A 26864-nucleotide genomic window follows, 5' to 3' on the forward strand; every position below is an offset into this window, starting at 1 on the left:
TCGGGAGAGGTGATCTGCCTCCTCGGCTCGCATCGTTTCAAGCAAAAACTCATCCTGCTCTAAAGCGGTGCCGCGCTCTCGCCCTGCGAGCTCGACAGCTTCGAGGCGAGCGAGGCAATGACGATGACGACCGCGATCAGGGCGATCACCAGCGTACAGATCGCGTTGATCTCAGGCTTCACACCGAGCCGCACCTCCGAATAGATGCGGATCGGCAGCGTCGCCGAGCCGGGGCCGGTGGTGAAGCTCGCGATGACGAGATCGTCCAGCGAGAGCGTGAAGGCGAGCATCCAGCCTGCGACGATCGCAGGCGCGATCAGCGGCAGGGTGACGGCCATAAACGCCCGAACCGGGTTGCAGCCGAGGTCCATCGCGGCCTCCTCCAGCGAACGATCGAGCGAGCCGAGTCGGGACTGCACGACCACCGCGACGAAGCACATCGTCAGCGTGGTGTGGGCGATCGTCACCGTCCAGAAGCCGCGCTCGGCGTTCAGCGCGACGAACAGCAAGAGCAGCGACAATCCGGTGATCACCTCCGGCATCACCAGCGGCGCATAGAGCATGCCGGAAAACAGCGTGCGGCCGCGGAAGCGTTCACCGCGCGACAGCGCCACCGCCGCGAGCGTGCCGAGCAGCGTGGCGATCGTCGCGGAGGAGACCGCGACCCGCAGGCTCATCCAGGCCGCCTCGATCATGGCGCGGTCCTTGAAGAACTCGCGGTACCAGCGCAGCGACCACCCGCCCCACACCGTCACCAGCCGGGAGGCGTTGAAGGAATAGAGAACGAGGATGAGAATCGGCAAATAGAGAAACGCCAGGCCCAGCGCCAGCGACGCGATGTTGAAGCGTGATAGGCGCGAAACCTTGCGCATCGTCTCAGCGCCTCTGTTCCAGCTGCCGCTTCTGCAGCCGCTCGTACAGCAGCAGCGGCAGCAGCAGCACGACCAGCAGCACGATGGCCGCGGCGGAGGCGACCGGCCAGTCCTTGTTGGTGAAGAATTCCAGCCACAGGGTCTGGCCGATCATCAGCGCATTGGAGCCGGCCAGGAGATCAGGGATCACGAACTCGCCGACGATCGGGATGAAGCACAGCAGCACGCCGGCCCCGACGCCGGGCAGCGACAGCGGAAAGGTGACGAGCCAGAACACATGCCAGGGCGGCGCGCCGAGATCGGAGGCCGCCTCCTCCAGCGCCGGCTCCATCTTGGCGAGCGTGGCGTAGAGCGGCAGGATCATGAACGGCAGATAGGAATAGACGATGCCGATATACATCGCGGTGTCGGTGGAGAGCCACACCACGGGCTGGCTGACCAGATGCAGCGCCAGCAGGATCTGGTTGAGCAGGCCATCATGCTGGAGGATGTTGATCCAGGCATAGATGCGGATCAGGAACGAGGTCCAGAACGGCACGATCACCAGCACCATCGCCACCGCCTGCCAGCGTTTTGGCAATCGCGCCATGCCATAGGCGATGGGATAGCCGAACAGCAGCAACAGTGCAGTCGCGGTCACGGCGACGGTGAGGCTGCGGACATAAGCAAAGACATAGATGTCGTCGGAACCGAGCAGCCTGAAATTGTCGATCGACAGCGCGGCTAAGGCGGCCTTGAGCGCTTCCCATCCCGCCGTCAGGTCGAACACGGGCTCATAGGGCGGCTGCGCGATCGCGGTCTGCGACAGGCTGATCTTGAGGACGAAGGCGAACGGCACCAGGAAGAACAGCGCCATCCAGACATAGGGTGCGATCGCAGCGAAGCGCGCCGGCCGCGCGAAGATGCGGCGGGAGCTCATGACGGCAGCACCACGCAATCGTCGGGCGTGAACCAGGCGACGACATGCTGGTTGAGGCTGTAGGCATCGACGTCGAGGCGCGCGCTGTTGACGACCGAAGCCTGCAGCATCCCGCCGGAATCGAGCTTCACCTTGTAGGTGGTGGTGCCGCCGAGATAGCAGATGTCGGCGATGACGCCGTCCAGCAGGTTGATCGCCGTCTCACGGCCCGCCTCGCTCACTGGGGCGCGACGCGACAGCTTGACCTTCTCGGGGCGGATCGCGACCGCGAATTTTCCCGTGCCGAGCGGTTCGCGCGGCTCGGCGACCACCAGCGCACCCGCATCACGCGTGCCGATGACCAGACGATGACCGTCGCGCAATTTTGTCTCACCGTCGAACAGATTGATGTCGCCGACGAACTCGGCGATCCAGCGCGAGCGTGGTGCCTCATAGAGCTCGCGAGGACTAGCCACCTGCGCGAGCTTGCCGGCCTTCATCACGCCGATCCGGCTCGCCATCGTCATCGCTTCTTCCTGGTCGTGGGTAACGATGATGAAGGTCATGCCGAGCCGGCGCTGCAGCTCCATCAGCTCACCTTGCGTGCTCTCGCGCAGCTTCTTGTCGAGGGCCGCAAGCGGCTCGTCGAGCAACAGGAGTTGCGGCCGGCGCGCCAGGGCGCGGGCGAGCGCCACGCGCTGGCGCTGGCCGCCGGAGAGCTGGTCCGGCTTGCGTTTCTCCAGGCCCTCGAGCTTCACCAGAGCGACCATTTCCGCGACGCGGGTGGCGATCTCGGCGCGCGCCATGCCGGCACGCTTGAGGCCGAAGGCGATGTTGTCGCGCACCGACAAATGCGGAAACAGCGCATAGTTCTGGAACATCATGTTGATCGGACGCTCGTGGGGTAGCGCCTGCGCGATATCCTTGCCGCCGAGCAGGATGTGTCCCTCGTCCGGCGCCTCGAAGCCCGCCAGCATGCGCAGCAGCGTGGTCTTGCCGCAGCCGCTCGGCCCCAGCAGCGCGAAGAATTCGCCGGACTTGATGTCGAGCGACACGCCGTCCACGGCCCGGAACGTTCCAAAGCGCTTGGCCACGCCCTCGATGCGCAGCAACGGCTGGCCCGCCGCGGGAAGCGCATCTCCGCCAGTCACATCCGCTTGAACATCCCTTCCGGGCAGCTCTTCCGCCATGATCCCTGCCAACCCCGATTCCGCCGCACGCTAGCGGTCGATCGTGTTTAGCTCAACCGGTTCAGGGCGGATGACCGGAAATTGGCCTTCATGCGACGCGCGTCAAAGGGCGTATGATCAGGACATGACCAAGTTGCCGGATCAGGCCCTGGAGATCGCACGCAGTCTGCCCGCAGACGCGCAGGACGATATTGCCCGCATCGTACTCCAGCTTGCCGGTACCGATGCAGCGCCTCCTGTCATCCTGTCGGATGACGAGAGAACGGCAATTGCCGCATATGCCATCCGCCATGGGGCTCGCGATCCCGGAGGGATGCCGGGTGCGCGAGGTCCCGCCTAAGTCAAATCCGCCATGAACGCCGCCAGCGCCTCACAGTCCGCCGCAGGCATTGTCAGGCCCAGCTTGGAACGGCGCCACAGAACGTCATCCGGAAAACGCGCCCATTCGCGGGTCACGAGATAGCGCACCTCGGCGCCGGTCAGTCGGGGACCGAAAGCCGGACCAAGCTCTTCGCGTGTCCTTGCTTCGCCGAGCACGGCCGACAATCCCGAGCCGTAGGCCGCAACCAGGCGCTGGGCTTCCGACTCCGGCAGAAAGCGCCAGCGGTCGCGCGCAAGCTCGACCTCGGTGTCAAAACGATCCCAGGCGAAATCTCCGCCGGGCAACGCCGCACCCGCGGTCCAGGGCGGCGACATCGGATAGAACGGGGTCAGCTTCGTCACCGCCCACTCCGCGCGCAAGCGCGAGGTGGTGACGTCGCCGCCGAACATCGTGAGCAGCGGCGCCTTGCCCCGGCGCGCGTGGAACAGCGTCGTCTCGTCGCGGCCGCGCGCGGACGCCAGCGTCAGGTTGACGCCCGAGACCGTGCGGACCACGTCGATCGGGGCGACGCGCTCGCGGAAATAGCGGCTGACGGCCTCGCAGAGATAGCTGATGTCGGCTCCTCGCATCGCAACGATGGCGGGATCGCCCGTGAAGGCGTGCGTGACCGTGCCGATCAGCGTGAAATCGCGCTCGAAGGGCCGGGCGAAGATCAGCTGTCCATCATTGTTCTGGAAGACGTAGACGTTTTCAGAATCGAACAGCCTGGGCACGATGATCTGGCTCATCTGAGTAGCCGCCATCACCGGCTGCGGCTGCCGCAGCACGGTCTCCGCGACCATCGAGGTCCAGCCGCCGGTCGCGTTGGCCAGCGCCCGCGCCGTGACGGTACGGCGGTGTCCGCGATCGACCACCGCGAGGCGCCAGATCTCGCTTCGGTCGGCACGGACGCAGCGCGCCCCGGTCCGGATCGCAGCGCCACGCTCGGCGGCATCCAGGGCCGTGAGCACGACAAGACGGGAATCGTCGACCACGCAGTCCGAATATTCGAACGCCGTGCCGAACGGACGTTTCAGCGCGTTGCCCACCGGATGATGCGTGATGTCGAGGGTCGTCGATCCGGGCAGGCCGTTCCGGCTGGCGAGGCTGTCATAGAGGAACAGGCCAGCGCGCAGCAGCCACGGTGGACGCTCGTCCGCATGGGCCGGAATCACGAAGCGCATCGGCCGGACCAGGTGCGGCGCGATGGCGAGCCAGATCCGGCGCTCGGCGAGCGCTCGGCGCACCCGCCAGAAGCCACGGCGCTCCAGCACCGCGAGATCGCCATGGATCAGCCGCGGTGTCGCCGACGACGCGGCGCCGGCGAGATCACCCTGCTCGAACAGAATCACGCGCAGGCCGCGGCCAGCCGCATCGCGCGCGAGGCTGACACCGTTCAGGCCGCCGCCGATGATCGCAAGATCGTAGTCCGCCATGAGGCCGTCGAATGGGAGCGTTGGTAGCGCTCAGCATCACTAGCCGGTCTTGAGCGCGAGCTCCATGACCTCGGCGCGGCCGACGAGATCGGCATATTTCCCGATCGGCAGCGGCTTGCCGAGCAGATAGCCCTGCACGCCGTCGCAGCCCTCCTTGGCGAGGAAGGCGAGTTGCTCCACCGTCTCGACGCCCTCGGCGATGATCGACATTTCGAGGCCGTGGCCGAGGTCGATAACGGCACGCACGATCGCCGCTGATTGCGGGTTGCGGCCGAGATTGATGATGAAGGCGCGGTCGATCTTGATCTTGTCGAACGGGAACGCCTGGAGGTAGCTCAGCGAGGAGTAACCGCTGCCGAAATCGTCCATGGAGATGCGCACGCCGAGCGCCTTGAGGCGGCGCAGCAGCGCAAGGCCCCGATCGAAATCCTCGATCAGCACACCCTCGGTGATCTCGAGTTCGAGCCGGCCCGGTGCAAGGCCCGTCTCGATCAGGATCGAATGGACGAGGCCAACCACGTCACCGTGCATGAACTGCGCCGGCGACAAATTGACCGCGACCTGCAGCGGCTTCGGCCAGGACGCCGCCTCGCGACAGGCCTCGCGCAGGATCCACTCGCCCATCTCGACGATCAGGCCGCTCTCCTCAGCGATCGGGATGAATTCGGCCGGCGAGACCTGACCGCGGACCGGATGCTGCCAGCGCGCCAGCGCCTCGAAGCCGATGATCTCGCTCTCGGCGACGCTGTGGCGGGCGGCCCCCTGCGGCTGGAAGGCGAGCGAGAGCTCGCCGTTCTTGATCGCCATCGAAAGATCCTGGTGCAGCACGCGGCGATTGCGGATCTGCTGGTCCATCTCCGGCTGGTAGAGGCTGATCGTGCCGCGCGACTTCTGCTTGGCGCGGAACAGCGCGGCGCCGGCGTTGGCGAGCAGCGAGGCGCCATCCGTGCCGTTGTGCGGGAAGATCGACATGCCGGTGGTGACGCCGGCACGGACCGGCCGGCCATCGATCTGGAACTCCTCCGCGACGGCTTCGCCGATCTGCTGCGCCAGCGCGAGCCCCGCTTGCGGCTGCTTGCCGTCGATGATGAGACCGAACTCGTCGCCGGACAGGCGCGCCACCACGCCGCCGCGGGCGGAGTCCTGGAGCCGCTGGGCCACCTCGATCAGGAGCTTGTCGCCGAGCGCATGGCCGAAGACGTCGTTGACCTCCTTGAGCCCGTCGAGGTCGACGCAGAGCACGGCGAACTCCTCGCCGGTGCCTTCGCAGGCCTCGATCATCTGAGTCAGCGCCTGCAGGAAGGCGGCGCGGTTCGGCAGATCGGTGAGACCGTCGTGATAGGCCATGTGCGCCATGCGCGACTCGGTCTGCCGGCGATCCGTGACGTCCTCGTGGGTCTTGATCAGATATTGCGGTTCGCCGGCGTCGCTGAGCACGGTGGCGCGGCGGGTCAGGAACAGCCGCAGACCGTCCTTGGTGGAGATCGGATGCTCCTCGGTGATCATCCCGCGTTTCTTGATCGCGGCCTCGTCGCGCGCGATGATCAGCTTCGCTTCCTTGGCGTTGAAGATGTCGGAGGCGGTCAGGCCGGTGGCTTCCTCGCGCCTGCGGTTGAGGATCGTCTCCGCGCTGCGGTTGGCGAGCAGATAGCGGCCGTCCTTGACCTGCTCCACGATCAGCGCGACCGGAATATTGTCGACCACGAGCTCGAGGAACTTCTTGGTGCTCTCCAGCTCCTTCGACAGCGAGCGGCGGTCGGTGATGTCCTCGAACACGATGAGCAGGAATTCGGGCTTGTCGCTCTCGTTGCGGACCACGATCCGGATCGAAGCGACCATGCGCCGTTCTTCGCCCCGCTCGAGCTCGAATTCGTTGCGGAACTCGCCGTCCGGCGAATTGAGCGCCGCCCGGTCGGTCGCCTCGATCGTGGCTGCCGAGACCGGCGCAAACAACTCGCGCGCATTCTTGCCGACGACATGATCCCGCGAGAACCCCCAGAACCGCTCGCAGGCGCTATTGGCGAAAATGTAGCGGCCGTCCTCGATGTTCTTCGCCGCGACGCAGGCCGGCACGTTGTCCAGCACCGTCTCCAGGAACTGCTTGGTCGAGGCGAGCTGCCGTGACAGCCTCCGCTGCTCGCTGACGTCCAGATGCGTCGCAACCGAGCCGCCATTCGGCAGCACGAAATATTTCACCAGGATGGCCCGCCCGTCGGGCAGTTCGGTGATCAGACCATTAGGGCTTGCCGCCTTCTCGTAGAACTCGTTGTCAGAGACGCCGCCGAGGACGCCCCGCTTGCGCCTCAGCTCGAGGATATCATGGGCGGTCATGCCGGTCCAAAGGTCGGAGCGGGTCAGGCCGTAAATATCGAGATAGCGGTCGTTGCAGAAGATGATGCGCCGCTGCGCATCCGTCATCACCACGCCCTGGTTGAGATTGTTCAGGGCCGACGAGATGAAGGCATTGCGCCGCAACTGCAAACGCCGGGTCTGACGCAGCGAGGAATGGATCCACAGCGCGATCGCGCCGAGGAACGCGCAGATGACGATGCCCGCGATCAGGGCTTCCCAGATCACGTTGGGATCAAGCTTGGTGAGATCGCCCGGAACGGTGAACCCGTCCGAAGCCGCAAAGGCGCGCACAGGCGCGGCCGCGCCGGCCAGGCACATGACGGCCTGCACAGCAATCGGAAGCGTGCTGCCCACGTGCCAGTTCTTCTCAGCCATCAGCCACCCGCGATTTCAACGTCGGATTGTCTGGCCTCGCGGGTTTGGATCGGGTAAACGCTTGTACCCACAATAGAAAAATGTGACGCGAAATACGGCAATTGCCCTGACATGATAAATGCTTTCTTAACGGAAAATTCCCCTGCGCCGCCGCTTCCAGGCCTGACGCCACCGGCGCTTCCAGCGGACATCCTGCGCAACCATGGATAGGGTCGACTGCGTCGTCATCGGAGCCGGCGTGATCGGTCTCGCGGTGGCCCGAAAGCTCGCGCAGACCGGGCGCGAGGTGATCGTGCTCGAGGAAGCCGAGGCCATTGGGACCATCACCTCCTCGCGCAACAGCGAGGTGATCCATGCCGGCATCTACTACCGCGCCGGAAGCTGGATGGCGCGCATGTGCGTTGCCGGCAAGCACGCGCTCTACCGCTACTGCGCCGACCGCGGCATCCCTCACAAGAATTGCGGCAAGCTGATCGTCGCGACCAGCCCGAAGGAGACCGAGAAGCTGCAATCGATCAAGGCGCATGCCGAAGCCAACGGCGTGCTCGACATGCAGCTGCTTTCGGGCGAGGCCGCACGCGCGCTGGAGCCGGCGCTCGCCTGCGACGCCGCGCTGCTGTCGCCGTCAACCGGCATCATCGACAGCCACGCCTACATGCTCTCGCTGCGCGGCGAGGCCGAGGACGCCGGCGCCGCCTTCGCGTTTCACACCCCGCTGATCCGCGCCAAGGCGGCGGCCGGTGTCATCGAGATCGATGCCGGCGGCGAGGCACCGATGACTCTGCAATGCGACCTTCTCGTCAACGCTGCCGGCCTCTCGGCGACGAATGTGGCGCGCAACATCGACGGCATGCCGCTGGACCGGATTCCGCCGGCCTACCTCGCCAAGGGAAACTACTTCAGCTGCAACGCCAAGGCGCCGTTCTCGCGCCTGATCTATCCGGTGCCCGAACCCGGCGGATTGGGCGTGCACCTGACGCTGGATATGGCAGGGCAGGCCCGCTTCGGGCCTGACGTCGAGTGGATCGAAACGATCAACTACGAGGTCGATCCTTCACGCGCCGAGCGCTTCTACCCGGCGATCCGCAAATACTGGCCGACACTGCCCGATGGCGCGCTGATGCCGAGCTATTCGGGCATCCGCCCGAAGATCGTGCCGCCGGCCGTGGCCACGCAGGATTTTTTGATGCAAGGCCCGCACGATCACGGCGTCGCAGGGTTGATCAATCTGTTCGGCATCGAATCGCCGGGATTGACGTCGTCGCTCGCGATCGCCGATCACGTCGCCGAGCTCGCAGGCATCTAGAGCGTCTTCGTGCGAAGTGGATACCAGTTCGCGTCAGGGCAACGCGTCCAAACAAAGACCAGCGCCGTGCAAAGATCTTGCACGGCGTGCACCCTGCAGCAGGGATGAGCACGAATGCTCTCACCCCTGCGAAGGATGTGATCAACTCTGCGGTGTTACGGGGTTACTAGTGGAGCGTGTCGCCTTGCTTCAGACGCTCGATCTGGTCCTTGACCATCAACTTCCGGCGCTTCAACTCAACAATTTGCAGGTCGTCTGTTGAAAGGTGCACAAGAGCTTCGTGCAATTCGTTTTCGAGAAGTTTGTGCTTCCGTTCCAATTCAACAAGATGTGCCTGAATTGTCATTCGAAACCTCCTCGGTAGGGTTGAACCTCAGGATTCGATCCGGACAGCCAAGTCTACATCACCGATTCGTCCTGTCGATGGGTATCCGTTGTCGCGCCGTCATTTTTGAAAGTTCATATGTAAGGAAGCGTGACCAAGGGAACCACGCGGGAAAAATCCATGATATCAATGCAGCTGCGCAAGGCCACAGCTCCTCGCAGAAATATGTTGCGGGAGATCGGCGAGCGAGGGTCGCAGATCGCTTGCGATCACGCCGCGCAAGGACGATAATTTCCACAGGGCATCCACAGCCCAGATTCACGGCTATCGGTTTTCGGCCACCGCAGACATGACCAATGAAGATGAGCGTGAGCTCGAAGCCGAGCTCACCCGGTTGCAGCAGGAACACCGAGATCTCGATGCGGCGATCGATGCGTTGCATCAATCGCCCGCGCCCGACCTATTGCGGTTACAGCGGCTCAAGAAGCGCAAGCTGTTGTTGCGCGACCGCATCGCGTTCATCGAAGACCAGATTACCCCCGACATCATCGCCTGAGCCTAAGCCGGTCTTTCGCGGCGCTCGCCGCAGCTGAATCCACTTGACTCAAAAAGAACAAAATAGGAACATTCGAAGGATCCCAGCGGCCCCAGGAAAATGCAAAGACAAGGCACAAGGACAACGCAGATGTCGGCAACGCCTCTTCTCGACAACAGCCATTATGAACAGGCCTGCGATCAGGCGATCGCGATGTGCGACGGCAATCTGCGCAGCACCATCAAGGCGCTGATCATGGCCAACGAATATCTGGAAGCCGAGCTGGAGGAATTGCAGGCGGCGATTTCGGCCGGCTGCATTCCGGAAACCTCGCGGAGCAAGAGCAGCGCCGCCTGAGTTCATCATTGGAGCAACGCCATGTCAGATGTGACCTACTACGTTGCAATGCCCTTCTTGATCGATGCCGACGGCTCGCCGGTCGCGGGCGCCGCGGAGGAGTGTCAGTCCTCGACGGCGGCGCTACGACGCGCAGAGATTCTCGCGCGCGGCGCCGGCCATATCGGCGCGATCGCGTTCAGCCGCAGCGGCGATCCCATGACCGGCGAGTTCGGTGACGCGACGCTGCTGCGCAAATTCGGCAACGTGCCCGAAGATCTTGCGACCCTCTAACGCTCGCCGCTGGCCAGCCTGATCCGCGGCTCGTGCCGGCGGTGCGCCTTGCGGACGTACATGGCGGCATCGGCCTCCTCCAGGGCGCGGCCTGCGTCGGAGTGGGGACCGAGCAACGCGACGCCGGCAGAGGCGCCTGCGGTCACGTGCTGCCCGCGGAAGACGAAGGACAATTCGTCGATCGCCTGCTCCAAGGCCGTGGCCTTCGCCTTGGCATCGGTCTCGCTGAGATTCCAGAGCAGCAGCGCGAACTCGTCGCCCCCGAGCCGGCCGACCACGTCGGAGGCGCGCACCTGTCGCGTCAGCGTGGCGACAATCGCCTTGAGCACCTCGTCGCCGGCGGCATGGCCGAAGGAATCGTTGATCGGCTTCAGCCGGTCGACGTCGAGCACGATCAGCGCCCCGCTGGCGCGGTAGCGCTTCATATAGGCGATGGCGCGCGCGAGCTCGCGCTCGAAGCCGCGCCGGTTGTGAATTTCGAGCAGGAAATCGGTGTCGGCCGCAGCTTCCAGCTCCGCGACCCGGCGCTGCGCTTCCTTGAGCTTGGCCCGCAAGCCCCGGATCGTCGCCCTGACGTTGTCTCTGGCTCCGTCATCATCCAACGCGGCGCGCCGCGACGGCTTCGCCCGACGCTTGGTCGGCCGTTTGGGGGCGGCATTGGATCGGCCGGCGCTGGTCTTCCGGCCCTCTTTGGCCTTCGCGGCGCTAGCCCTTTTTGGTTTCTTCATGGGCATCCTGCTCAATGAAGGCTTGCGGGGATTCACCAAGACAGGATAGTGGATTCCCTTCTCCTTGCCACCGCCTTGCGAGCCGCCGGCCGGAACCTTTAATCTGGCCTATCTTTCTGTTTTTCCGGGCACATTTGATGTCATGACCGCGCCGATCGCCATCATCATGGGAAGCCAGTCGGACTGGGACACGATGCGGCATGCCGCCGACACGCTTGACGCGCTCGGCATTGCCGCCGACAGCCGCGTCGTCTCGGCCCACCGCACTCCCGACCGGCTGTTTGCTTTCGCCAAGGGCGCCAAGGCCGCGGGTTACAAGGTCATCATCGCCGGCGCCGGTGGCGCCGCACATCTGCCCGGCATGGCGGCGGCGCTGACGGAACTCCCGGTATTCGGCGTTCCCGTCGAATCCAAGACGCTGAAGGGCGTCGATTCGCTCTATTCGATCGTCCAGATGCCAGCGGGCATCCCGGTCGGCACCCTCGCCATCGGCAAGGCTGGCGCGATCAACGCCGCGCTGCTGGCAGCCGCCGTGCTGGCATTGTCCGACCCGGCCTTGTCCGATCGCCTCGCCGCCTGGCGCAAGGCTCAAACTGAGGCGGTCGCCGAGCGCCCGGAGGACAAGGCGTGACCGACACCAGGCACGTGAAGCTGAAGCCCGGTGACACCATCGGAATCCTCGGCGGCGGACAATTGGGCCGGATGCTGGCCATGGCCGCGGCCCGGCTCGGCCTGCGCTGTCAGGTGTTCTCGCCCGATCCGGATTCGCCGGCCTTCGACGTCGTGCTGAACGCGACCTGCGCCGAATACGCCGATGTCGAAGCGCTCGAGCTGTTCGCGAGCGACGTCGATGTCATCACCTACGAATTCGAGAACGTGCCTGCCGCCGCCGCGATGGTGCTGGACGCGCGCCGCCCGGTGCTGCCCAATCGCAGGATCCTCGAGACCACCCAGGACCGGCTCGCCGAGAAGGATTTCGTGACGAAGCTCGGCATCGGCACTGCGGCCTATGCCGACGTCACCTCCGTCTCCTCGCTACGCGAGGCGATCCTGAGAATCGGCCTCCCGGCCGTGGTGAAAACCCGCCGCTTCGGCTATGACGGCAAGGGCCAGGCCATCATCCGCGAGGGCGACGACATCGCCAAGGTGTGGACCAGTCTCGGCACCAAATCGGCGATCCTGGAGGCCTTCGTGCCGTTCGAGCGCGAGATCTCCGTGATCGCTGCACGGTCGGCCACAGGCCAGGTCGAGTGCTTCGACGTCACCGAGAACGAACACCGCGACCACATTCTGAAAATCTCCCGCGCACCGGCACCGATCCCGGACGCTCTCGCCGATGAAGCGCGCAGCGTCGCGACCAAAATCGCAAACGCGCTCGATTATGTCGGCGTGCTCGCCGTCGAGATGTTCGTGCTCGCCAATGGCACCGGAGCGAAGGTACTGGTCAACGAGATCGCCCCGCGCGTGCACAATTCCGGACACTGGACGCTCGACGGCGCTTCGGTCTCGCAATTCGAGCAGCACATCCGCGCGATCGCCGGCTGGCCGCTCGGCAAGCCGGTGCGCCATGGCGAGGTCGTCACCATGACCAACCTGATTGGGGACGAGATCAAAGATTACGAGAAGTGGCTCACCGTGCCGGGCGCCACCGTCCACATCTACGGCAAGGGCGCGCCGCGTCCCGGCCGCAAGATGGGTCACGTCACCGAAGTGCGCCCCACCATCGGCAAGTAACGGGACCGCAGCTTCGACCTGCGATCCCGCTCTTTGCGATCACGCGGTCTTCACGCCCGCGACGACGCCGGTAGGCTCCTCGCTGAGCCAGCGATAGATCACCCCACCCAGAGCGCCGCCGATCAGCGGTGCAACCCAGAACAGCCAGAGTTGCGACAGCGCCCAGCCGCCGACGAACAGTGCCGGGCCGGTGCTGCGCGCCGGGTTCACCGACGTGTTGGTGACGGGAATGCTGACGAGATGGATCATCACCAGCGCGAGCCCGATCGCGAGCGGTGCGAAACCCGCCGGCGCGCGGCCGTGGGTGGCACCCATGATGATGAACAGGAACATCATGGTCATCACCGCCTCGGTGAGGAAGCACGCGATCATGCTGTACTGGCCGGGCGAATGCGCATCATAGCCGTTGGAGGCGAAGCCCTTGCCGACATCGAATCCGGGCGCTCCGCTCGCGATGACGTACAGCAGCCACGCGGCGACGATCGCACCCGCCACCTGGGCGATCACGTAGGGCAGGATCTGACCCGCCGGAAAGCGGCCACCGGCGGCGAGACCGACCGTGACAGCCGGGTTGAGATGGCAGCCCGAGATGTGGCCGATCGCATAAGCCATGGTGACGACGCTCAGGCCGAACGCGAGGGAGACACCGACCAGGCCGATGCCGACCTGGGGGAAGCCGGCGGCGATGACCGCGCTCCCGCAGCCTGCGAAAGTGAGCCAGAAGGTGCCGATGCCCTCGGCGGCGTATTTTTTCATGTCCATGGACAGTCCCCTCATTTCAAAGAGGCCGGAACAAAGCCCCGGTCACAGCCCCCCAAATGGCGCCAAATCTCCAAAATCGGGGCCGCATGGAGGTATTTTCGCCGCATTTAATGGCCGAACTTGGCCCGAAAACCCGCTTGGCCGGTGGACATCTCTGGTTTTGTCTGATACATCCCCGCGCTCAAGGTTAAGGGCGCCGGGCTTTTGCCATCCCCTTTGACTTACCAGAATTCAAATCCGATCCACCTGAAGAGGATGCCGCGTGCAGGTTCTCGTTCGCGATAACAATGTCGATCAAGCCCTCAAGGCGCTGAAGAAGAAGATGCAGCGCGAGGGAATTTTCCGCGAGATGAAGCTCCGCGGTCATTACGAGAAGCCCTCCGAGAAGAAGGCCCGCGAAAAGGCCGAAGCCGTGCGCCGTGCGCGCAAGCTGGCCCGCAAGAAGCTGCAGCGCGAAGGCTTGCTGCCGATGAAGCCGAAGCCGGTGTTCGGCGCCGGCCCGGGCGGTGATCGCGGCGCTCGTGGCGGCGCCGGTGCAGGCCCGCGCGGCCCGCGCTGATTTGCCGAACCTGTAAGACCTCAGTTTTCGATGACGCGGGCCCTTGGCCCGCGTCATTGTTTGTGAGCGGTGCCTTTCCGGGACGGGCACTACCGATGCGGCGCTAAAGCGCGATGAGACTGGGACGAATTATCATCGCGCTTTGGTTTTGTTCGAGCATGATCTCTTCGGAAAACAGCTTCAGACTTTTTCCGGAGCATGCTCTAGCGCGAGCGAACCGTAGATGGCCTCTCCCTTCCCCGAGCGTGGCTTGCCGCGGCTACGCCAGATCTGGCGGCAGCCGTTCGCGCTGGCCGTGATGGGGATTGCGCTCTGCGGCTGCTCCTTCGATCTCGGATCGCTACTCCCCGAGAAGGACAAGCCGCAAGAAGCACCCAAGACGGCCGCGCCCACCGAGAGCGCGGTGAGCGCCGGCAACATCGCCGAAGCTCAGGCCCATACCGCAAAGGCCCAGTCGCTGGCGAAGTCAGGCGAGACCGCGGCAGCGCTCGACGAGTTCAATCGCGCGGTCGGGCTCGACCCCTACAATGCGCAGGCGCTTTATGGCCGCGCGCTGATCTACCAGGGCAAGAACCAGCACGACTTCGCGATCGCCGATTTCAGCGCTGCGAGCGGGCTCAACCCGCAAAAGGCCGAGCCGCTGCTCGGCCGCGCCAACAGCTATCTTGCGCTCGGCAAGAACAAGGAGGCCGCAGCCGATCTCGATGAAGCCTCCGAGGCCGATCCGCACAACGCCCAGGTCTGGACCACGCGCGGACAGGCCTATGAGCGGCTGGGCGACAGGGCCAAGGCGGCGGCGTCCTACACCAAGGCGGTCGCGCTGCGTCCACGCGATGACGCCGCCCGCAGCGGCCTCGCCCGCGTCGGCGGCTGACGGTTTGGCGCAACGCGGAGCGCAGCTCAGTCGGGGGTAGCGCTCTTCGGCAGAACGGCGTTGAACATCGACTTCATGCCCGACAGCATCTCGTCGGCGACATTGGTCTTCTTCGGCCGCGGCATGGAGGCGCCAGCGTCGGCACGCAGATCGAGCGGTGGCGCGATGACCGGCACGGGAATGTCAGCCGGCGGCGTCACCCGATTCGGATCGTCGCTGCTGACCGAGGCCGTGTAGGGCGGATTGGAGCCACCATTGCCATAGGCCTCAGATGAGGGCGTCGATACAGTGATCGGCGGCGGCAGCGGACGAACCGGGGCCGGCTCCATGCTGACGACCCGCGGAGCCTCCGGCGTGCGGGTGGCTTCCCGCACCACGGGCTCTGCCGGCCGCTCGGCTTGCTTGGTCTCCGACGAGCGAACCTCGGCGGGCCTGGTTTCGGAAGATCTGGCCTCAGCGGCCTTGCCCTCAGGCGACTTGCGCAGGCGCTCGATCGCGGCACGCGCGAGATCGTTGGCGTCGGGGGTGGCGGCTGGAGAAGCCGCAGTCGCGGCAGAATTGGCCTCAACCACGGGAGCAGAGGCAGCCGGAGCGGACTTGGCCGCGGCCTTGTCGCGCGGACGGCCGCGCGGGCTGATTTCGGCGGGAGCCACGTCTGCGGCCTTGGTCTCGACAGGCGCCTGATGATCGGCAGGCTTCTCGGCCGCCGCCTTGTCCGTGACGTTCTTCTCGGAGATGCCCTTGGCTTTGACGCCGGGGGCAGGAAGGTTGGCGGTATCGGTGGGCTTGTCACTGCCGGTCTTGGCAGGCGCGACCGCGGCGGCTGGAGTGTCGGCCGCCGGCTTGGCGTTGATGTAATGATTAACGATGTAGGCCCCGATGATCGTCGCGAGCACCGAGGGGAAAATATCCATCGAAATTTTTGCGAGGTATTTCAGCATTCCGACCACTCCCCGCGCGATCTGATGCGGGAACTTTAGGGCATTGTGAGGGATCAACTGCGACGGATCGATGGCAAACGGTCGCGCCAACTCAACGTTTTAGCTCGACTTCAACGAACACGATCTCAGTTGAGGTTTCGTTAAGTACGTCATGTTGGACGCCCGCCTTGCGGAAGTAGGATTTTCCGGCGGCGAGTTGCGCCTTGGACCGTTCGCCATTGGGCGCCACGATGGTCATCTCGCCGGCGACCACGGGCACGATCACATAGTCCATGCCGTGGGTGTGATGGCCGGTCGCGCTGCCAGGCGGAAGGCGCCATTCCGTGACCCGGACCTCTTCGTTGTCGACCTGAACCTCGGACCTGGCGGCAAGCATCTGGAGTTCCTTTTACGGCACGAAAACCATGAACACGTAGACGGCAAATACCACCATATGGACCAGGCCGAACAGGACATTGGTCCTGCCCGTGCCGAAGGTCAGCATGCTCAGGAAGAAGGTCAGCAGCAAAAGCACGCTGCCCTGGGCGCTGAGGCCGAGTTCGAGCTCCTTGTCGAGCGCGTAGGTGGCGACGCCGACGGCGGGGATGGTCAGGCCGATGGTCGCCAGCGACGAGCCGAGCGCGAGATTGATGCTCTTCTGGAGGTCGTTCTTGCGGGCCGCCGCAATGGCCGCGACACCCTCGGGCATCAGGATCAGCAGCGCGACCAGAAGGCCGGCGAAGGCCGGCGGCGCGCCGATCCTGGCGCCGACGGCATCAACCACCAGCGAGAATTTCTTGGCCAGCAGCACGACTGCCAGCAGCGAGACCAGGAGCAGCGCCACGGTGAGCCCGAACATCCCGGCCGACAGGTGCCCCTCCCCGCCCTCGCCCTCCGTCCGTTCATGAACGAAGTAATCCTTGTGCAGGACGATCTGGGTGTAGAGAAAGACCCCATACAGCGCGAGCGTGACGACATCGACGAAGCCGAGCTGGACCGAGGAATAGACCGGGCCAGGTGTGGTGATGGTGTAGTTCGGCAGGATCAACGTGATGGTCGCGAGCGCGAACAGCACGCTGAGATAGACGTTGGCGCCGGAGAGCTGAAAACCCTGCTCGCGATAGCGCAGGCCGCCGATCAAAATGCAGAGGCCGACGAGGCCGTTGCAGACGATCATGACCACGGCGAACACGGTGTCGCGGGCCAGTTCCGGCGCAGGCTTGTCGCCCAGCATGATCGTGGTGATCAGCACCACCTCGATGATGGTCACCGAGAGCGTCAGCACCAGCGTGCCATAGGGTTCGCCGACCCGCTCCGCGATCACTTCGGCATGATGAACAGCGGCGAACACCGTGCCGAACAGGATAACCAGAAGGACGATGGCGAAGAGAAGCCCGCCAAACGACAGCGTGAACACATAACCGGTCGCGCTGACGGCTGCGAACAACAGCACGGCGAGCGCGGGGAAGATCCAGGCCGACCGGGGCATCGGACTATATGCGCTCATCCACCGCTTCCAGTTGCTTGAATGAGCAGTATCAAATCAGGCGCGAGATTCAATGCCACTGCAGGATCGGGGCGACCGGCAGGAACGTCAGCAGCAGGAACAGCGGGACCAGCACGGCGCCCGCGCGCAGGAGATAGCCGAAGAAGCTCGGCATCTCGACGCCATTCTCGCTGGCAATGCTGCTCACCATGAAGTTCGGCGCGTTGCCGATATAGGTGAGCGCACCCATGTAGACCGCCCCCATGGAGATCGACGCGAGCGTGCCCGAGAGCTCATGCATCAGCACCCGCGGGTCGCCACCGGCGAGCTCGAAGAACAACAGATATGTCGGCGCATTGTCGAGGAACGCGGACATCAGGCCGGTGAACCAGAAATAGGCGGCCTCGCGTGGTGCGCCGTTCGGCTCCGTCACGGCCGACAGCAGCCAGGCGAACGCACCGTCATGGCCGGCCTTGAGCATGGCAATGACCGGGATGATGGCGACGAAGATCCCTGCGAACAGCTTGGCGACCTCGCGGATCGGCTCCCAGGTGAAGCCGTTGGCTTGCCTGTGCTCGTCGGGCGTCAGCCACACCGAGAGCGCCGCGATCACCAGCAGCACCAGATTGCGGACGACATCCTCCAGCTCCAGCTTGGTGCCGAGAATGTCGAAGGCGATGGCCGGCTTCCAGAGCGCCGAGGCGAGCAGGCTGGCGACGATGGCCGCGATCAGCAGCAAATTGAGCAGCCCGCGGACGCGGACCGGCTGTGCCGGGCCGGTGTCATCGAGCGGCGGCTCGCTCCGGAAGCGCCAGACGTCGACAGCGACGAAGATCGCGAGCAGCAGCCCGGCCACGATCACGGTCTGCAACCAGATGGTCCGCGTGGTCCAGAAGAAGTCGACGCCGTGCAGGAAGCCGACGAAGAGCGGGGGATCGCCAAGTGGGCTCATCGCGCCGCCGACATTGGCAACGAGGATGATGAACAAGATGACGACGTGGGTGTTGTGGCGCCGCAGCCGGTTGGCGCGGAGCAAGGGGCGAATCAGAATCATCGCGGCACCCGTGGTGCCGACGACGCTCGCCCCGAACGTGCCGAGTGCAAGGATGCCCAAATTGCTTGCCGGCGTCGCCTTGATGTCCCCTGTGATGAGGATGCCACCGGCCACGACGTAGAGCGAGAACAGCAGCACGATGAAGCCGAGATATTCGGCGAGCATGGCATGAACGAGCGCCGCCAGCGTCGCCATGCCGCCGGCAAAGAAGACGAGCGAGGCGAGCGCCAGCAGCGCCCAAGCCGCGGCGATCTTGCCGTAATGATGGTGCCAGAATTTCGCAAAAAGCAGCGGCCCAAAGGCGATCGACAGCAGCAAGCCGGCAAAGGGCAGCGCATAGGGCCAGCGCATCGCCGCACCATCGAGCCCCGTCGCCGCCAGCGCATTCTGCGGCAGAAGCGTCAGGCAGAAGACAGCGAGTACGAGAACGCAACGTTGCACTAAGCTGTCAGCCGCCAATGAACCCTCTCGCCGTTTCGATCGCGCCATATTGATCGAGATTGTCGTGCCCGCCGCCCACCATGCGAACGAACCGCTTGGGCTCATGGGCGAGTGCGAACAGACGCTCTCCGAAGATGATCGAAATGGCAAGGTCGTTAGTGCCATGCATGACAAGCAGCGGCACCGTGACGCGCGCCATGCGCCGGTCCGAATGGAACGGATCGCGCATCAGAAGGCGGACCGGCACGAACCAGAACGACGAAGCCGCAACGTCGACGGTCGATGTATAAGGCGCCTCCAGGATGAGCTTCCCAACGCGATGTTCCGAGGCGATGGCAACCGCCACGCCCGTCCCCAGAGAGAAGCCCCACGCGACGATTCGTTCCGCTGCATAGCGCGCAGCGGTGAAGGCGTAAGCGGCCGCAGCGTCGTACAGCAGCCCCTGCTCGCTCGGCATCCCGCTCGAGCCCGCATAGCCGCGATAGGACAGGGCAACGAGGCCGGTGCCGTCGGCGGTCATCGCCTTGAAACGGCTGATGCGGCCGGCGAGAAAATCGCCATTACCCGGGAAGTACAGGATCACGGAATGGCCGGGCTTGGCCGGCACGTGCCAGAGGATGACTCTCTCACCGTCCGACGTGGTCAGGACATGCTCTTCCGCCTCGGGAAGGCCGGCGGCATCGGGAGCGGTGCGGCCGACGGGCGGGATCGGAAACAGCATCTCGCGCTGGCGGACATACAGCACGAGGAGACCGGCGCAATAGACGGTCACGAGCACAATGGCGATCCACTTGACGATGGTCATCATTGCACGGCCCGCCCTCGGGTTGAGACCAGGGCTTGCGACGGCTCCGCAGCAAGGCAGCTGCACGCCACCTTGTGGGCAGCGCCATTTGACGCGCCGCTCGCGCATGGCTTTGGGCCGCCCCGGATGGGACGGTCCCTTCCGCGATTACATCGCCTTGACGATGTTCTCGGTGACCTTCTTGGCGTCGCCGAGCAGCATCATGGTGTTGTCGCGATAGAATAGCGGGTTGTCGATGCCGGCATAGCCGGAGGCCAGCGAGCGCTTGATGAACATCACCGTACCGGCCTTCCAGACCTGGAGCACCGGCATGCCGTAGATCGGAGAGGACTTATCCTCTTCCGCAGCCGGATTGGTGACATCGTTGGCGCCGATCACGAAGGCGATGTCGGCCTGCGCGAACTCGGAGTTGATGTCCTCGAGCTCGAACACCTCGTCATAGGGCACGTTGGCTTCGGCGAGCAGCACGTTCATGTGGCCCGGCATGCGGCCGGCGACCGGGTGAATGGCGTATTTCACCTCGACGCCTTCCTTCTTCAAGACATCGGCCATTTCGCGCAGCGCGTGCTGAGCCTGCGCCACCGCCATGCCGTAGCCGGGCACGATGATGACCTTGGAGGCGTTCTTCATGATGAAGGCGGCGTCGTCCGCCGAACCGAGCTTGGCCGGCTTCTGCTCGCCCGTACCGCCGCCGGCGGCAGCGGTCTCGCCGCCGAAGCCGCCGAGGATGACCGAGATGAACGACCGGTTCATCGCGTGGCACATGATGTAGGACAGGATCGCGCCCGACGAGCCGACCAGCGCGCCGGTGATGATCAGCGCGGAGTTGCCGAGCGTGAAGCCGATGCCGGCCGCGGCCCAGCCGGAGTAGGAGTTCAGCATCGAGATCACGACCGGCATGTCGGCGCCGCCGATCGGGATGATCATGAGCACGCCGAGCAAGAGTGCCAGGATGACGTTCAGCCAGAAGAACACCGGGCTGCCGGTCATCACGAGGCCGACGATGCACACGACGAGCGCAATCGCGAGCGCGATGTTGATGAGGTGCCGCGCCGGCAGGATGATCGGCGCACCGCTCATGCGGGCAGACAGCTTCAGGAAGGCGATCACCGAGCCGGTGAAGGTCAGCGCGCCGATGGCGACGCCGAGCGACATCTCGACCAGGCTCTGGGTGTGGATGTGCCCGGGCGTACCGATATCGAAGGCTTCGGGCGCATAATATGCTCCCGCCGCGACCAGCACCGCGGCCATGCCGACCAGCGAGTGGAAGGCGGCGACCAGCTCCGGCATCGAGGTCATCGGCACGCGCCGCGCGATCACCGCGCCGATGCCCCCGCCGATCGCGACGGCGAGGATGACCAGCACCCAGGCGAGGCCATCCGCCGGCGGATGATTGGCCAGCGTGGTGGCGACCGCGATCGCCATGCCGATCATGCCGAACAGATTGCCCTGGCGCGACGATGCCGGGCTCGACAGCCCGCGCAGCGACAGGATGAACAGCACCCCCGCCACGAGATACAAGAATGCAGAGAGATTGGCGCTCATCTCAGGTCCCCATTGATCCCTTCAGCCCGAGGTGGCCGCTTACTTCGACTTCTTCTTGTACATCGCCAGCATGCGCTGGGTGACAAGGAAGCCGCCAAAAATGTTCACGCAGGCGAAGATGAGCGCGACGAAGCCGAAGCCGCGCGCCCAGCCCGAGCCGCTCGAAACCATGCCGACGCCGACCGCGAGCAGCGCGCCGACCACAATCACCGAGGAGATCGCGTTGGTCACGCTCATCAGCGGCGTGTGCAGCGCCGGCGTCACCGACCACACCACGAAATAGCCGACGAAGACGGCGAGGACGAAGATCGACAGCCGGAAGATGAAGGGATCGACGACCTGTGCAACATGCTCCATGACGGCTCTCCTTAAACCTTCGGCTGGAAGTTCGGGTGGATCACGGCACCGTCTTTCGTCAGCGCGGTCGCCTTGACGAGCTCGTCGTCCCAGTTCACGGCGAGCTGCTTCTCCTTCTTGTCGACCATGGTCTCGATGAAGGAGAACAGATTGCGGGCATAGAGGCTGGAAGCCGAGGCCGCGACGCGGCCGGCGACGTTGGTGTAGCCGACGATCTTGATGCCATCGAGATCGACGACCTCGCCGGCCTTGACGCCTTCGACATTGCCGCCGCGCTCGACGGCGAGATCGACCAGCACCGAGCCCGGCTTCATCGACCTGACCATGTCGGCACTGACGAGCTTCGGCGCCGGGCGGCCCGGGATCAGCGCGGTGGTGATCACGATGTCCTGCTTCTTGATGTGCTCGGCGGTGAGCGCGGCCTGCTTGGCCTGGTATTCCCTGGACATTTCCTTGGCGTAGCCGCCGGCCGTCTGCGCGTTCTTGAACTCCTCGTCCTCGACGGCGAGGAATTTCGCACCGAGCGATTCCACCTGCTCCTTGGTCGCGGGCCGGACGTCGGTTGCGGTGACCACCGCGCCGAGGCGGCGCGCGGTCGCGATCGCCTGGAGGCCGGCGACGCCGACGCCCATCACGAACACCTTCGCCGCGGGCACGGTGCCGGCCGCGGTCATCATCATCGGGAAGGCGCGGCCGAACGCCTCGGCGCCCTCGATCACGGCGCGGTAGCCCGCAAGGTTGGCCTGCGAGGACAGCACGTCCATCACCTGCGCGCGGGTGATGCGCGGCATCAATTCCATCGCGAAGGCAGCAACGCCGGCATCGGCCATAGCCCTCAGCGCAGCCTCGTTGCCATAGGGATCCATGATGGCGATGACGAGCGCGCCGCGCTTGTACTGCGAAAGCTCGGACGCCTCCGGGCGTTTCACCTTGATGATGATATCCGCGTCCTTGAGCGCATCGGCGCTGACGGTGGCACCGGCGGCGGTGAACTCGGAATCCGGCAGGCCCGACTTGATACCGGCACCCGGCTCGACAGCAACCTCGGCGCCCAGCGCCTTGAACTTCTTCACCGTATCGGGCGAAGCAGCGACCCGCGGCTCGAGCGGATCGATTTCCTTGGCAACGGCGATCTTCATAGCTCCTCCGGCGGCGCGGGACAGCGCACGCGCAAACTAAGCGTTACTCCCGCGGCGTTCGATACCGGTTCTGGGACCGGTTTGTATGCAAGTTTTCTGAGCAGCAGCTGCCGTTGGCGTGTGCAGCTGCCGAAGACGGGTCAGGTGAGGAAGATCGCCATCAGGATCACGATGAGCGCGACCGAAGCCGTGCCGTACTTCACCAGCTTGATGAAGCCCTCATAGGTCTGCTCGTGCGAAACGTAGTCGTTGCCGTCGGCGGTGCTGTACGCAACTTCGCTATGATCTGCCATGGATGTCCCCAGTCGAAAGTCGAATTCTTCGGCTGGGATACCTTAAACCGTCGGACAGGGCAACGGCACGGAGGGGCGGTTTTCCAGCAAATAGGCTCATTTGGAATCCCGATTATCGCGGATCCAAAGCGCTCGCTTGCCTTTGCTGAACCGCGGTTCAACGGATACCCGGCGCCGCCCCTGCCCTGAATTCGGGCACCCTCTCCTCAGCCCATTGCCTCCAGCTCGTCGATCATGCCGGCGATGACCGAGAGACCGCCATCCCAGAACTTGGGGTCCTTGGCGTCCAACCCGAACGGGCGCAGCAGCTCGGAATAGTGCTTGGTGCCGCCGGCGGCGAGCATGTCGAGATAGCGCTCCGCAAAGCCTTCGGCCGCGTTCTCGTAGACCGCATAAAGCGAGTTCACGAGACAGTCGCCGAAGGCGTAGGCGTAGACGTAGAATGGTGAGTGGATGAAGTGCGGGATGTACATCCAGTAGTTCTCGTAGCCCGCCTTGATCTCGATCGCCGGACCGAGGCTCTCCCCCTGCACCGACAGCCAGATCTCGCCGAGCCGGGTCGCGGTGAGCTCGCCGTTCTTGCGCTCGGTGTGGACCGCACGCTCGAAGGAATAGAACGCGATCTGCCGCACCACGGTGTTGATCATGTCCTCGACCTTGCCGGCGAGCAGCGCCTGTCGCTGCTTTGCGTTCCTGGTCTGGGCAAGGAGACGCTTGAAGGTGAGCATCTCGCCGAACACGCTCGCAGTTTCGGCCAGCGTCAGTGGCGTCGGCGCCATCAGCGCGCCGTTCTTTGCCGCCAGCACCTGATGGACGCCATGGCCGAGCTCGTGGGCGAGCGTCATCACGTCGCGCGGCTTGCCCTGGTAGTTCATCAGCACGTAGGGGTGTGCCGACGGCGTGGTGGGATGCGAGAACGCCCCCGGCACCTTGCCCGGCCGCACCGGCGCGTCAATCCAGCGGTCCGTGAAGAAGCGCTCGGCGATATCGGCCATCTCAGACGAGAAGCCGCGATAGGCCGTCAGCACCATGCTTCGCGCCTCCGGCCAGGCGATAACGTCGGTCGCCGCGAACGGCAGCGGCGCGTTGCGGTCCCAATAGGCCAGCCGCTTCTTGCCGAACCACTTCGCCTTGAGCGCGTAATAGCGATGCGACAGCTTTGGATAGGCTGCGCGCACCGAGGCGACCAGCGCGTCGACGACCTCGCGCTCGACGCGGTTGTTCAGATGGCGGGAATCCGCGACGTCCTTGAAACCGCGCCAGCGGTCGGAGATGTCCTTGTCCTTGGCAAGCGTGTTGGTGATCAGCGCAAAGGTGCGTTCATTGGCCTTGAAGGTTTTCGCCAGCGCCTCCGCCGCGCTCTTGCGCTTTAAGCCGTCGCGGTCCTGCAGCAGATTGAGCGTCGGCTCGATCGCGAGCTCCTTGGAGCCGACCTTGAAGCGCAGGCCCGAGATGGTCTGATCGAACAGCCGGTTGAAGGCGGAATAGCCGGTCTGTGCCTTCTCCAGGAAGAGCTGCTCGAGCTTGTCATCGAGCTGGTAGGGCTTTTCCTTGCGCAGATCCTCGATCCAGGGACGATAGTGCGCGAGCTCGGTGGCCTGCATCGCGCGATTCAAAATATCGTCATCGATCCGATTGAGCTCGAGCGCGAAGAACAACAGATGCGTGGACGCCGCCGTCAGGCGCTCGGACACGTCGCCGTAAAACTTTGAAATCGCAGGGTCCACGCTGTCGCCGGCATGCACGAGGCCGGCATAGGAACCGAGGCGGCCGGCGAGATCGTCGATCGCCTCATAGCGTCGCACCGCCTCGGCGAGCCATTTTCCGCCATTTTCGTTTGCTGTCCCTGTCGCCAGCTTGCCCTTGTAGTCCGTCTCGAAGGCAACGCAGTCGGCGTCCAACGTTTCGAGATCGCGCGCCACTTCCGGCGCATCGATCCCGGAATAGAGATCGGCCAGGTTCCACTCCGGAAGCTTGCCGGTCTTGCTCGCAGCCTTGGAGGGTTTTGTCTTGGCGGCAGATGTCTTGGCGACAGATGTCTTGGCGGCAGATGTCTTAGCGGCAGATGTCTTAGCGGCAGATGTCTTGGCGGCGGTGGTCTTGGTGGCGGGCTTGCGGAGGGCAGACTTTGTGAGAGCGGTCTTCGTGAGAGCGGTCTTCGTGAGAGCGGTCTTGGAGCGCGAATTCATTGTGTGGGAAACCTGTGTTCAACAATCGCGGCGGCGGGCGGGGGCATCAAGGTTTAAGCGTGCGTTAATCGGCTTCGGCCAGAGTGCCCCGATTCGAGACAGATAGTAGTAGCGTGCGGGGAACACCATGGCTGCCAGTATTTTGATCGCCGACGACGACGCTGTAGCCCGCCGGCTGGTCGAGAACATGGTGCAGAAATGCGGCTATGAGACGGTCGTCGTGGACTCCGGCGACGCCGCAATCGCCGCCCTCACCGCGCCCGATGCACCGGCCATCGACGCCGTCATCCTCGATCTCGTGATGCCCGGCCTCGACGGCATGGGCGTATTGGCGAAGATCCGCGAAGCGGGCCTGAGCATCCCCGTCATCGTGCAGACCGCCCATGGCGGCATCGACAACGTGATCTCGGCGATGCGGGCGGGCGCGGCCGATTTCGTCGTCAAGCCGGTCGGCGTGGAGCGGCTCCAGGTGTCCTTGCGCAACGCGCTCAACACGTCGGCGCTCAAAGGCGAATTGCAGCGTATCCGTCACAGCCGCGAAGGCCGGCTGACCTTCTCGGACATCATCACGCGCTCGGAGGCCATGACGGGCGTGATGCGAGCCGCACAGAAGGCGGCAAACTCCGCGATCCCCGTGCTGATCGAGGGCGAGTCCGGCGTGGGCAAGGAGATGTTTGCGCGCGCTATCCATGGCAGCGGCGAGCGCAAGGCCAAGCCGTTCGTCGCGGTCAATTGCGGCGCGATTCCCGACAATCTCGTCGAGTCCATCCTGTTCGGCCACGAGAAGGGCGCCTTCACCGGCGCCACCGAGCGGCACATGGGCAAGTTTGTCGAGGCCCATGGCGGCACGCTGTTTCTGGATGAAGTCAGCGAGCTGCCGCTGACCGCGCAAGTGAAGCTGCTGCGCGCGCTCCAGGAAGGAGCCGTGGAGGCAGTCGGCGGCCGCAAGCCGGTCAAGGTCGACGTCCGCATCATCTCGGCCACCAATCGCAAGCTGCTGGAGCGGGTGAAGCAGGGACATTTCCGGGAAGACCTGTTCTATCGCCTGCACGTGCTGCCGCTGACGATCCCTTCGCTGCGCGCCCGCCGTGAGGATATCCCGCATCTGCTCAGACATTTCATCGCGCGCTTTGCCGCCGAGGAGAACCGCCCCATCACCGGCATCAGCGGCGAGGCCGTGGCTCAGCTTGCCCAGCTCGACTGGCCCGGCAACATCCGCCAGCTCGAGAACGCGGTCTACCGCGCGGTGGTGATGAGCGACGCCGACCAGCTCGGCCTCGGCGATTTCCCCCTGCTCGCCTCCCAGGCGCATCCCATCACGGATATTCCGACCGCGCCGCTGATGCTCGAGCCCCCAATGCCTTCTGTGGTCTCAGGTAGTGAAATACCAATCGCTCCGCTCCCCGCCGTAGGAACTCTCGCCCTGCTCACCGCGACGGGGGATGTCCGCTCGCTGGAAGACATGGAGAACGAGATCATCCGCTTCGCGATCTCGCACTATCGCGGCCAGATGTCCGAAGTGGCTCGCCGGCTCAAAATCGGCCGGTCAACGCTGTACCGCAAACTCGACGAGGCGGGGGTTCCCGGACATGGCGGCAAAAGCGGTGAGGAGACGCACTGAGCCCAGTGCGAACGGCGGTTCGCGCAACGGCGCGAGACGGCCGTAAGCCGTTCGCATGACGACAGAATTCGACTGCG

28 protein-coding genes are annotated in these 26864 nt (G+C 64.6%); 10 read left to right on the top strand and 18 right to left on the bottom strand.

Going from position 1 to position 26864, the window contains the following annotated elements:
- Positions 1-59: 59 nt before the first annotated feature.
- The 3 genes from P6U27_RS32920 to P6U27_RS32930 are packed head-to-tail and all read right to left on the bottom strand — an operon-like array spanning position 60 to position 2960.
- Positions 60-872 (bottom strand): ABC transporter permease, encoded by an 813-nt coding sequence (locus P6U27_RS32920; RefSeq protein ID WP_129144617.1) that lies wholly within the window; start codon positions 870-872, stop codon positions 60-62.
- A 4-nt stretch (positions 873-876) separates the two neighbouring features.
- Positions 877-1791 (bottom strand): ABC transporter permease, encoded by a 915-nt coding sequence (locus P6U27_RS32925; RefSeq protein WP_129144616.1) that lies wholly within the window; start codon positions 1789-1791, stop codon positions 877-879.
- Complete coding sequence (locus P6U27_RS32930) at positions 1788-2960, bottom strand: ABC transporter ATP-binding protein (protein WP_129144640.1); 1173 nt, start codon at positions 2958-2960, stop codon at positions 1788-1790. Before P6U27_RS32930 ends, P6U27_RS32925 begins: the two co-directional genes overlap by 4 nt.
- Before the next feature lie 124 nt (positions 2961-3084).
- Here P6U27_RS32930 and P6U27_RS32935 point away from each other — a divergent pair, with 124 nt between their 5' ends.
- Positions 3085-3300 carry a hypothetical protein gene (locus P6U27_RS32935; protein ID WP_129144615.1) on the top strand — a complete coding sequence of 72 codons (216 nt, stop codon included), beginning with the start codon at positions 3085-3087 and terminating at the stop codon, positions 3298-3300.
- On the opposite strand, the gene P6U27_RS32940 is transcribed toward P6U27_RS32935, so the two are convergent.
- A complete protein-coding gene (locus tag P6U27_RS32940) occupies positions 3297-4757 on the bottom strand; it encodes a glycerol-3-phosphate dehydrogenase (RefSeq protein ID WP_129144614.1) in 1461 nt (486 codons plus the stop codon). The two genes, P6U27_RS32935 and P6U27_RS32940, sit on opposite strands and share 4 nt — an antisense overlap.
- A 39-nt stretch (positions 4758-4796) precedes the next feature.
- Positions 4797-7484 carry an EAL domain-containing protein gene (locus P6U27_RS32945; protein ID WP_122405594.1) on the bottom strand — a complete coding sequence of 896 codons (2688 nt, stop codon included), beginning with the start codon at positions 7482-7484 and terminating at the stop codon, positions 4797-4799.
- 202 nt (positions 7485-7686) lie between these two features.
- Between P6U27_RS32945 and P6U27_RS32950 the strand changes: the two genes are divergently transcribed.
- Positions 7687-8790 carry an NAD(P)/FAD-dependent oxidoreductase gene (locus P6U27_RS32950; RefSeq protein ID WP_122405595.1) on the top strand — a complete coding sequence of 368 codons (1104 nt, stop codon included), beginning with the start codon at positions 7687-7689 and terminating at the stop codon, positions 8788-8790.
- Positions 8791-8956: 166 nt separating this feature from the next.
- On the opposite strand, the gene P6U27_RS32955 is transcribed toward P6U27_RS32950, so the two are convergent.
- Positions 8957-9136: a YdcH family protein gene (locus P6U27_RS32955; RefSeq protein ID WP_025034152.1), complete on the bottom strand. Its 180-nt coding sequence runs from the start codon at positions 9134-9136 to the stop codon at positions 8957-8959.
- Between the two features lie 328 nt (positions 9137-9464).
- Here P6U27_RS32955 and P6U27_RS32960 point away from each other — a divergent pair, with 328 nt between their 5' ends.
- From P6U27_RS32960 to P6U27_RS32970, 3 genes are all read left to right on the top strand, one after another.
- The gene (locus P6U27_RS32960) at positions 9465-9671 is read left to right on the top strand and encodes a YdcH family protein (RefSeq protein WP_008546179.1); all 207 of its coding nucleotides are present in this window, start codon (positions 9465-9467) and stop codon (positions 9669-9671) included.
- A gap of 129 nt (positions 9672-9800) precedes the next feature.
- Positions 9801-10007, top strand: a complete 207-nt coding sequence (locus tag P6U27_RS32965) for a hypothetical protein (RefSeq protein WP_122405596.1) — start codon at positions 9801-9803, stop codon at positions 10005-10007.
- Positions 10008-10028: 21 nt separating this feature from the next.
- Complete coding sequence (locus P6U27_RS32970; RefSeq protein ID WP_129144613.1) at positions 10029-10280, top strand: hypothetical protein; 252 nt, start codon at positions 10029-10031, stop codon at positions 10278-10280.
- On the opposite strand, the gene P6U27_RS32975 is transcribed toward P6U27_RS32970, so the two are convergent.
- On the bottom strand, positions 10277-11008 hold the full coding sequence (locus P6U27_RS32975) for a GGDEF domain-containing protein (RefSeq protein WP_162500444.1): 732 nt from the start codon (positions 11006-11008) through the stop codon (positions 10277-10279). The genes P6U27_RS32970 and P6U27_RS32975 overlap by 4 nt on opposite strands.
- A 142-nt stretch (positions 11009-11150) precedes the next feature.
- Between P6U27_RS32975 and purE the strand changes: the two genes are divergently transcribed.
- Positions 11151-11639, top strand: coding sequence for a 5-(carboxyamino)imidazole ribonucleotide mutase (gene purE / locus P6U27_RS32980; protein WP_122405599.1), 489 nt, complete (start codon positions 11151-11153; stop codon positions 11637-11639).
- On the top strand, positions 11636-12742 hold the full coding sequence (locus tag P6U27_RS32985) for a 5-(carboxyamino)imidazole ribonucleotide synthase (protein WP_129144612.1): 1107 nt from the start codon (positions 11636-11638) through the stop codon (positions 12740-12742). The genes purE and P6U27_RS32985 overlap by 4 nt, the downstream gene beginning before the upstream one ends.
- A 39-nt stretch (positions 12743-12781) precedes the next feature.
- Here the strand turns inward: P6U27_RS32985 and aqpZ are convergent, their stop codons facing one another.
- Entirely contained in the window at positions 12782-13504 is a 723-nt protein-coding gene (gene aqpZ, locus P6U27_RS32990) for an aquaporin Z (RefSeq protein ID WP_129144611.1), read from the bottom strand.
- Positions 13505-13766: 262 nt separating this feature from the next.
- On the opposite strand from aqpZ, the gene rpsU reads away from it, so the two are divergent.
- Both rpsU and P6U27_RS33000 read left to right on the top strand, forming a co-directional pair.
- A complete protein-coding gene (gene rpsU, locus P6U27_RS32995; RefSeq protein ID WP_027573137.1) occupies positions 13767-14063 on the top strand; it encodes a 30S ribosomal protein S21 in 297 nt (98 codons plus the stop codon).
- Positions 14064-14286: 223 nt separating this feature from the next.
- Positions 14287-14937 carry a tetratricopeptide repeat protein gene (locus P6U27_RS33000; RefSeq protein WP_122405602.1) on the top strand — a complete coding sequence of 217 codons (651 nt, stop codon included), beginning with the start codon at positions 14287-14289 and terminating at the stop codon, positions 14935-14937.
- A 26-nt stretch (positions 14938-14963) separates the two neighbouring features.
- Here the strand turns inward: P6U27_RS33000 and P6U27_RS33005 are convergent, their stop codons facing one another.
- From P6U27_RS33005 to P6U27_RS33050, 10 genes are all read right to left on the bottom strand, one after another.
- A complete protein-coding gene (locus P6U27_RS33005) occupies positions 14964-15878 on the bottom strand; it encodes a hypothetical protein (RefSeq protein ID WP_129144610.1) in 915 nt (304 codons plus the stop codon).
- A 91-nt stretch (positions 15879-15969) separates the two neighbouring features.
- Positions 15970-16254: a cupin domain-containing protein gene (locus P6U27_RS33010; RefSeq protein WP_129144609.1), complete on the bottom strand. Its 285-nt coding sequence runs from the start codon at positions 16252-16254 to the stop codon at positions 15970-15972.
- 12 nt (positions 16255-16266) lie between these two features.
- Positions 16267-17364, bottom strand: a complete 1098-nt coding sequence (locus P6U27_RS33015; RefSeq protein ID WP_129144608.1) for a calcium:proton antiporter — start codon at positions 17362-17364, stop codon at positions 16267-16269.
- Positions 17365-17413: 49 nt separating this feature from the next.
- A complete protein-coding gene (locus P6U27_RS33020; RefSeq protein WP_407194528.1) occupies positions 17414-18748 on the bottom strand; it encodes a sodium:proton antiporter in 1335 nt (444 codons plus the stop codon).
- Positions 18749-18845: 97 nt separating this feature from the next.
- Positions 18846-19643, bottom strand: a complete 798-nt coding sequence (locus tag P6U27_RS33025) for an alpha/beta hydrolase (protein WP_129144639.1) — start codon at positions 19641-19643, stop codon at positions 18846-18848.
- Positions 19644-19790: 147 nt separating this feature from the next.
- Positions 19791-21188, bottom strand: coding sequence for an NAD(P)(+) transhydrogenase (Re/Si-specific) subunit beta (locus P6U27_RS33030; protein ID WP_164937303.1), 1398 nt, complete (start codon positions 21186-21188; stop codon positions 19791-19793).
- A 39-nt stretch (positions 21189-21227) separates the two neighbouring features.
- Positions 21228-21545: a proton-translocating transhydrogenase family protein gene (locus tag P6U27_RS33035; protein ID WP_091888212.1), complete on the bottom strand. Its 318-nt coding sequence runs from the start codon at positions 21543-21545 to the stop codon at positions 21228-21230.
- An 11-nt stretch (positions 21546-21556) separates the two neighbouring features.
- Positions 21557-22684, bottom strand: a complete 1128-nt coding sequence (locus P6U27_RS33040; RefSeq protein ID WP_209295118.1) for a Re/Si-specific NAD(P)(+) transhydrogenase subunit alpha — start codon at positions 22682-22684, stop codon at positions 21557-21559.
- Positions 22685-22824: 140 nt separating this feature from the next.
- Positions 22825-22977 carry an aa3-type cytochrome c oxidase subunit IV gene (locus P6U27_RS33045; RefSeq protein ID WP_122405609.1) on the bottom strand — a complete coding sequence of 51 codons (153 nt, stop codon included), beginning with the start codon at positions 22975-22977 and terminating at the stop codon, positions 22825-22827.
- 206 nt (positions 22978-23183) lie between these two features.
- Complete coding sequence (locus P6U27_RS33050; protein WP_407193366.1) at positions 23184-25166, bottom strand: M3 family oligoendopeptidase; 1983 nt, start codon at positions 25164-25166, stop codon at positions 23184-23186.
- 127 nt (positions 25167-25293) lie between these two features.
- On the opposite strand from P6U27_RS33050, the gene P6U27_RS33055 reads away from it, so the two are divergent.
- Entirely contained in the window at positions 25294-26787 is a 1494-nt protein-coding gene (locus P6U27_RS33055; protein WP_122405611.1) for a sigma-54 dependent transcriptional regulator, read from the top strand.
- Positions 26788-26864: the final 77 nt, after the last annotated feature.

The organism is Bradyrhizobium sp. STM 3566, from assembly GCF_045571445.1.
In the GTDB taxonomy this organism is placed as follows: Bacteria; Pseudomonadota; Alphaproteobacteria; order Rhizobiales; family Xanthobacteraceae; genus Bradyrhizobium; species Bradyrhizobium vignae.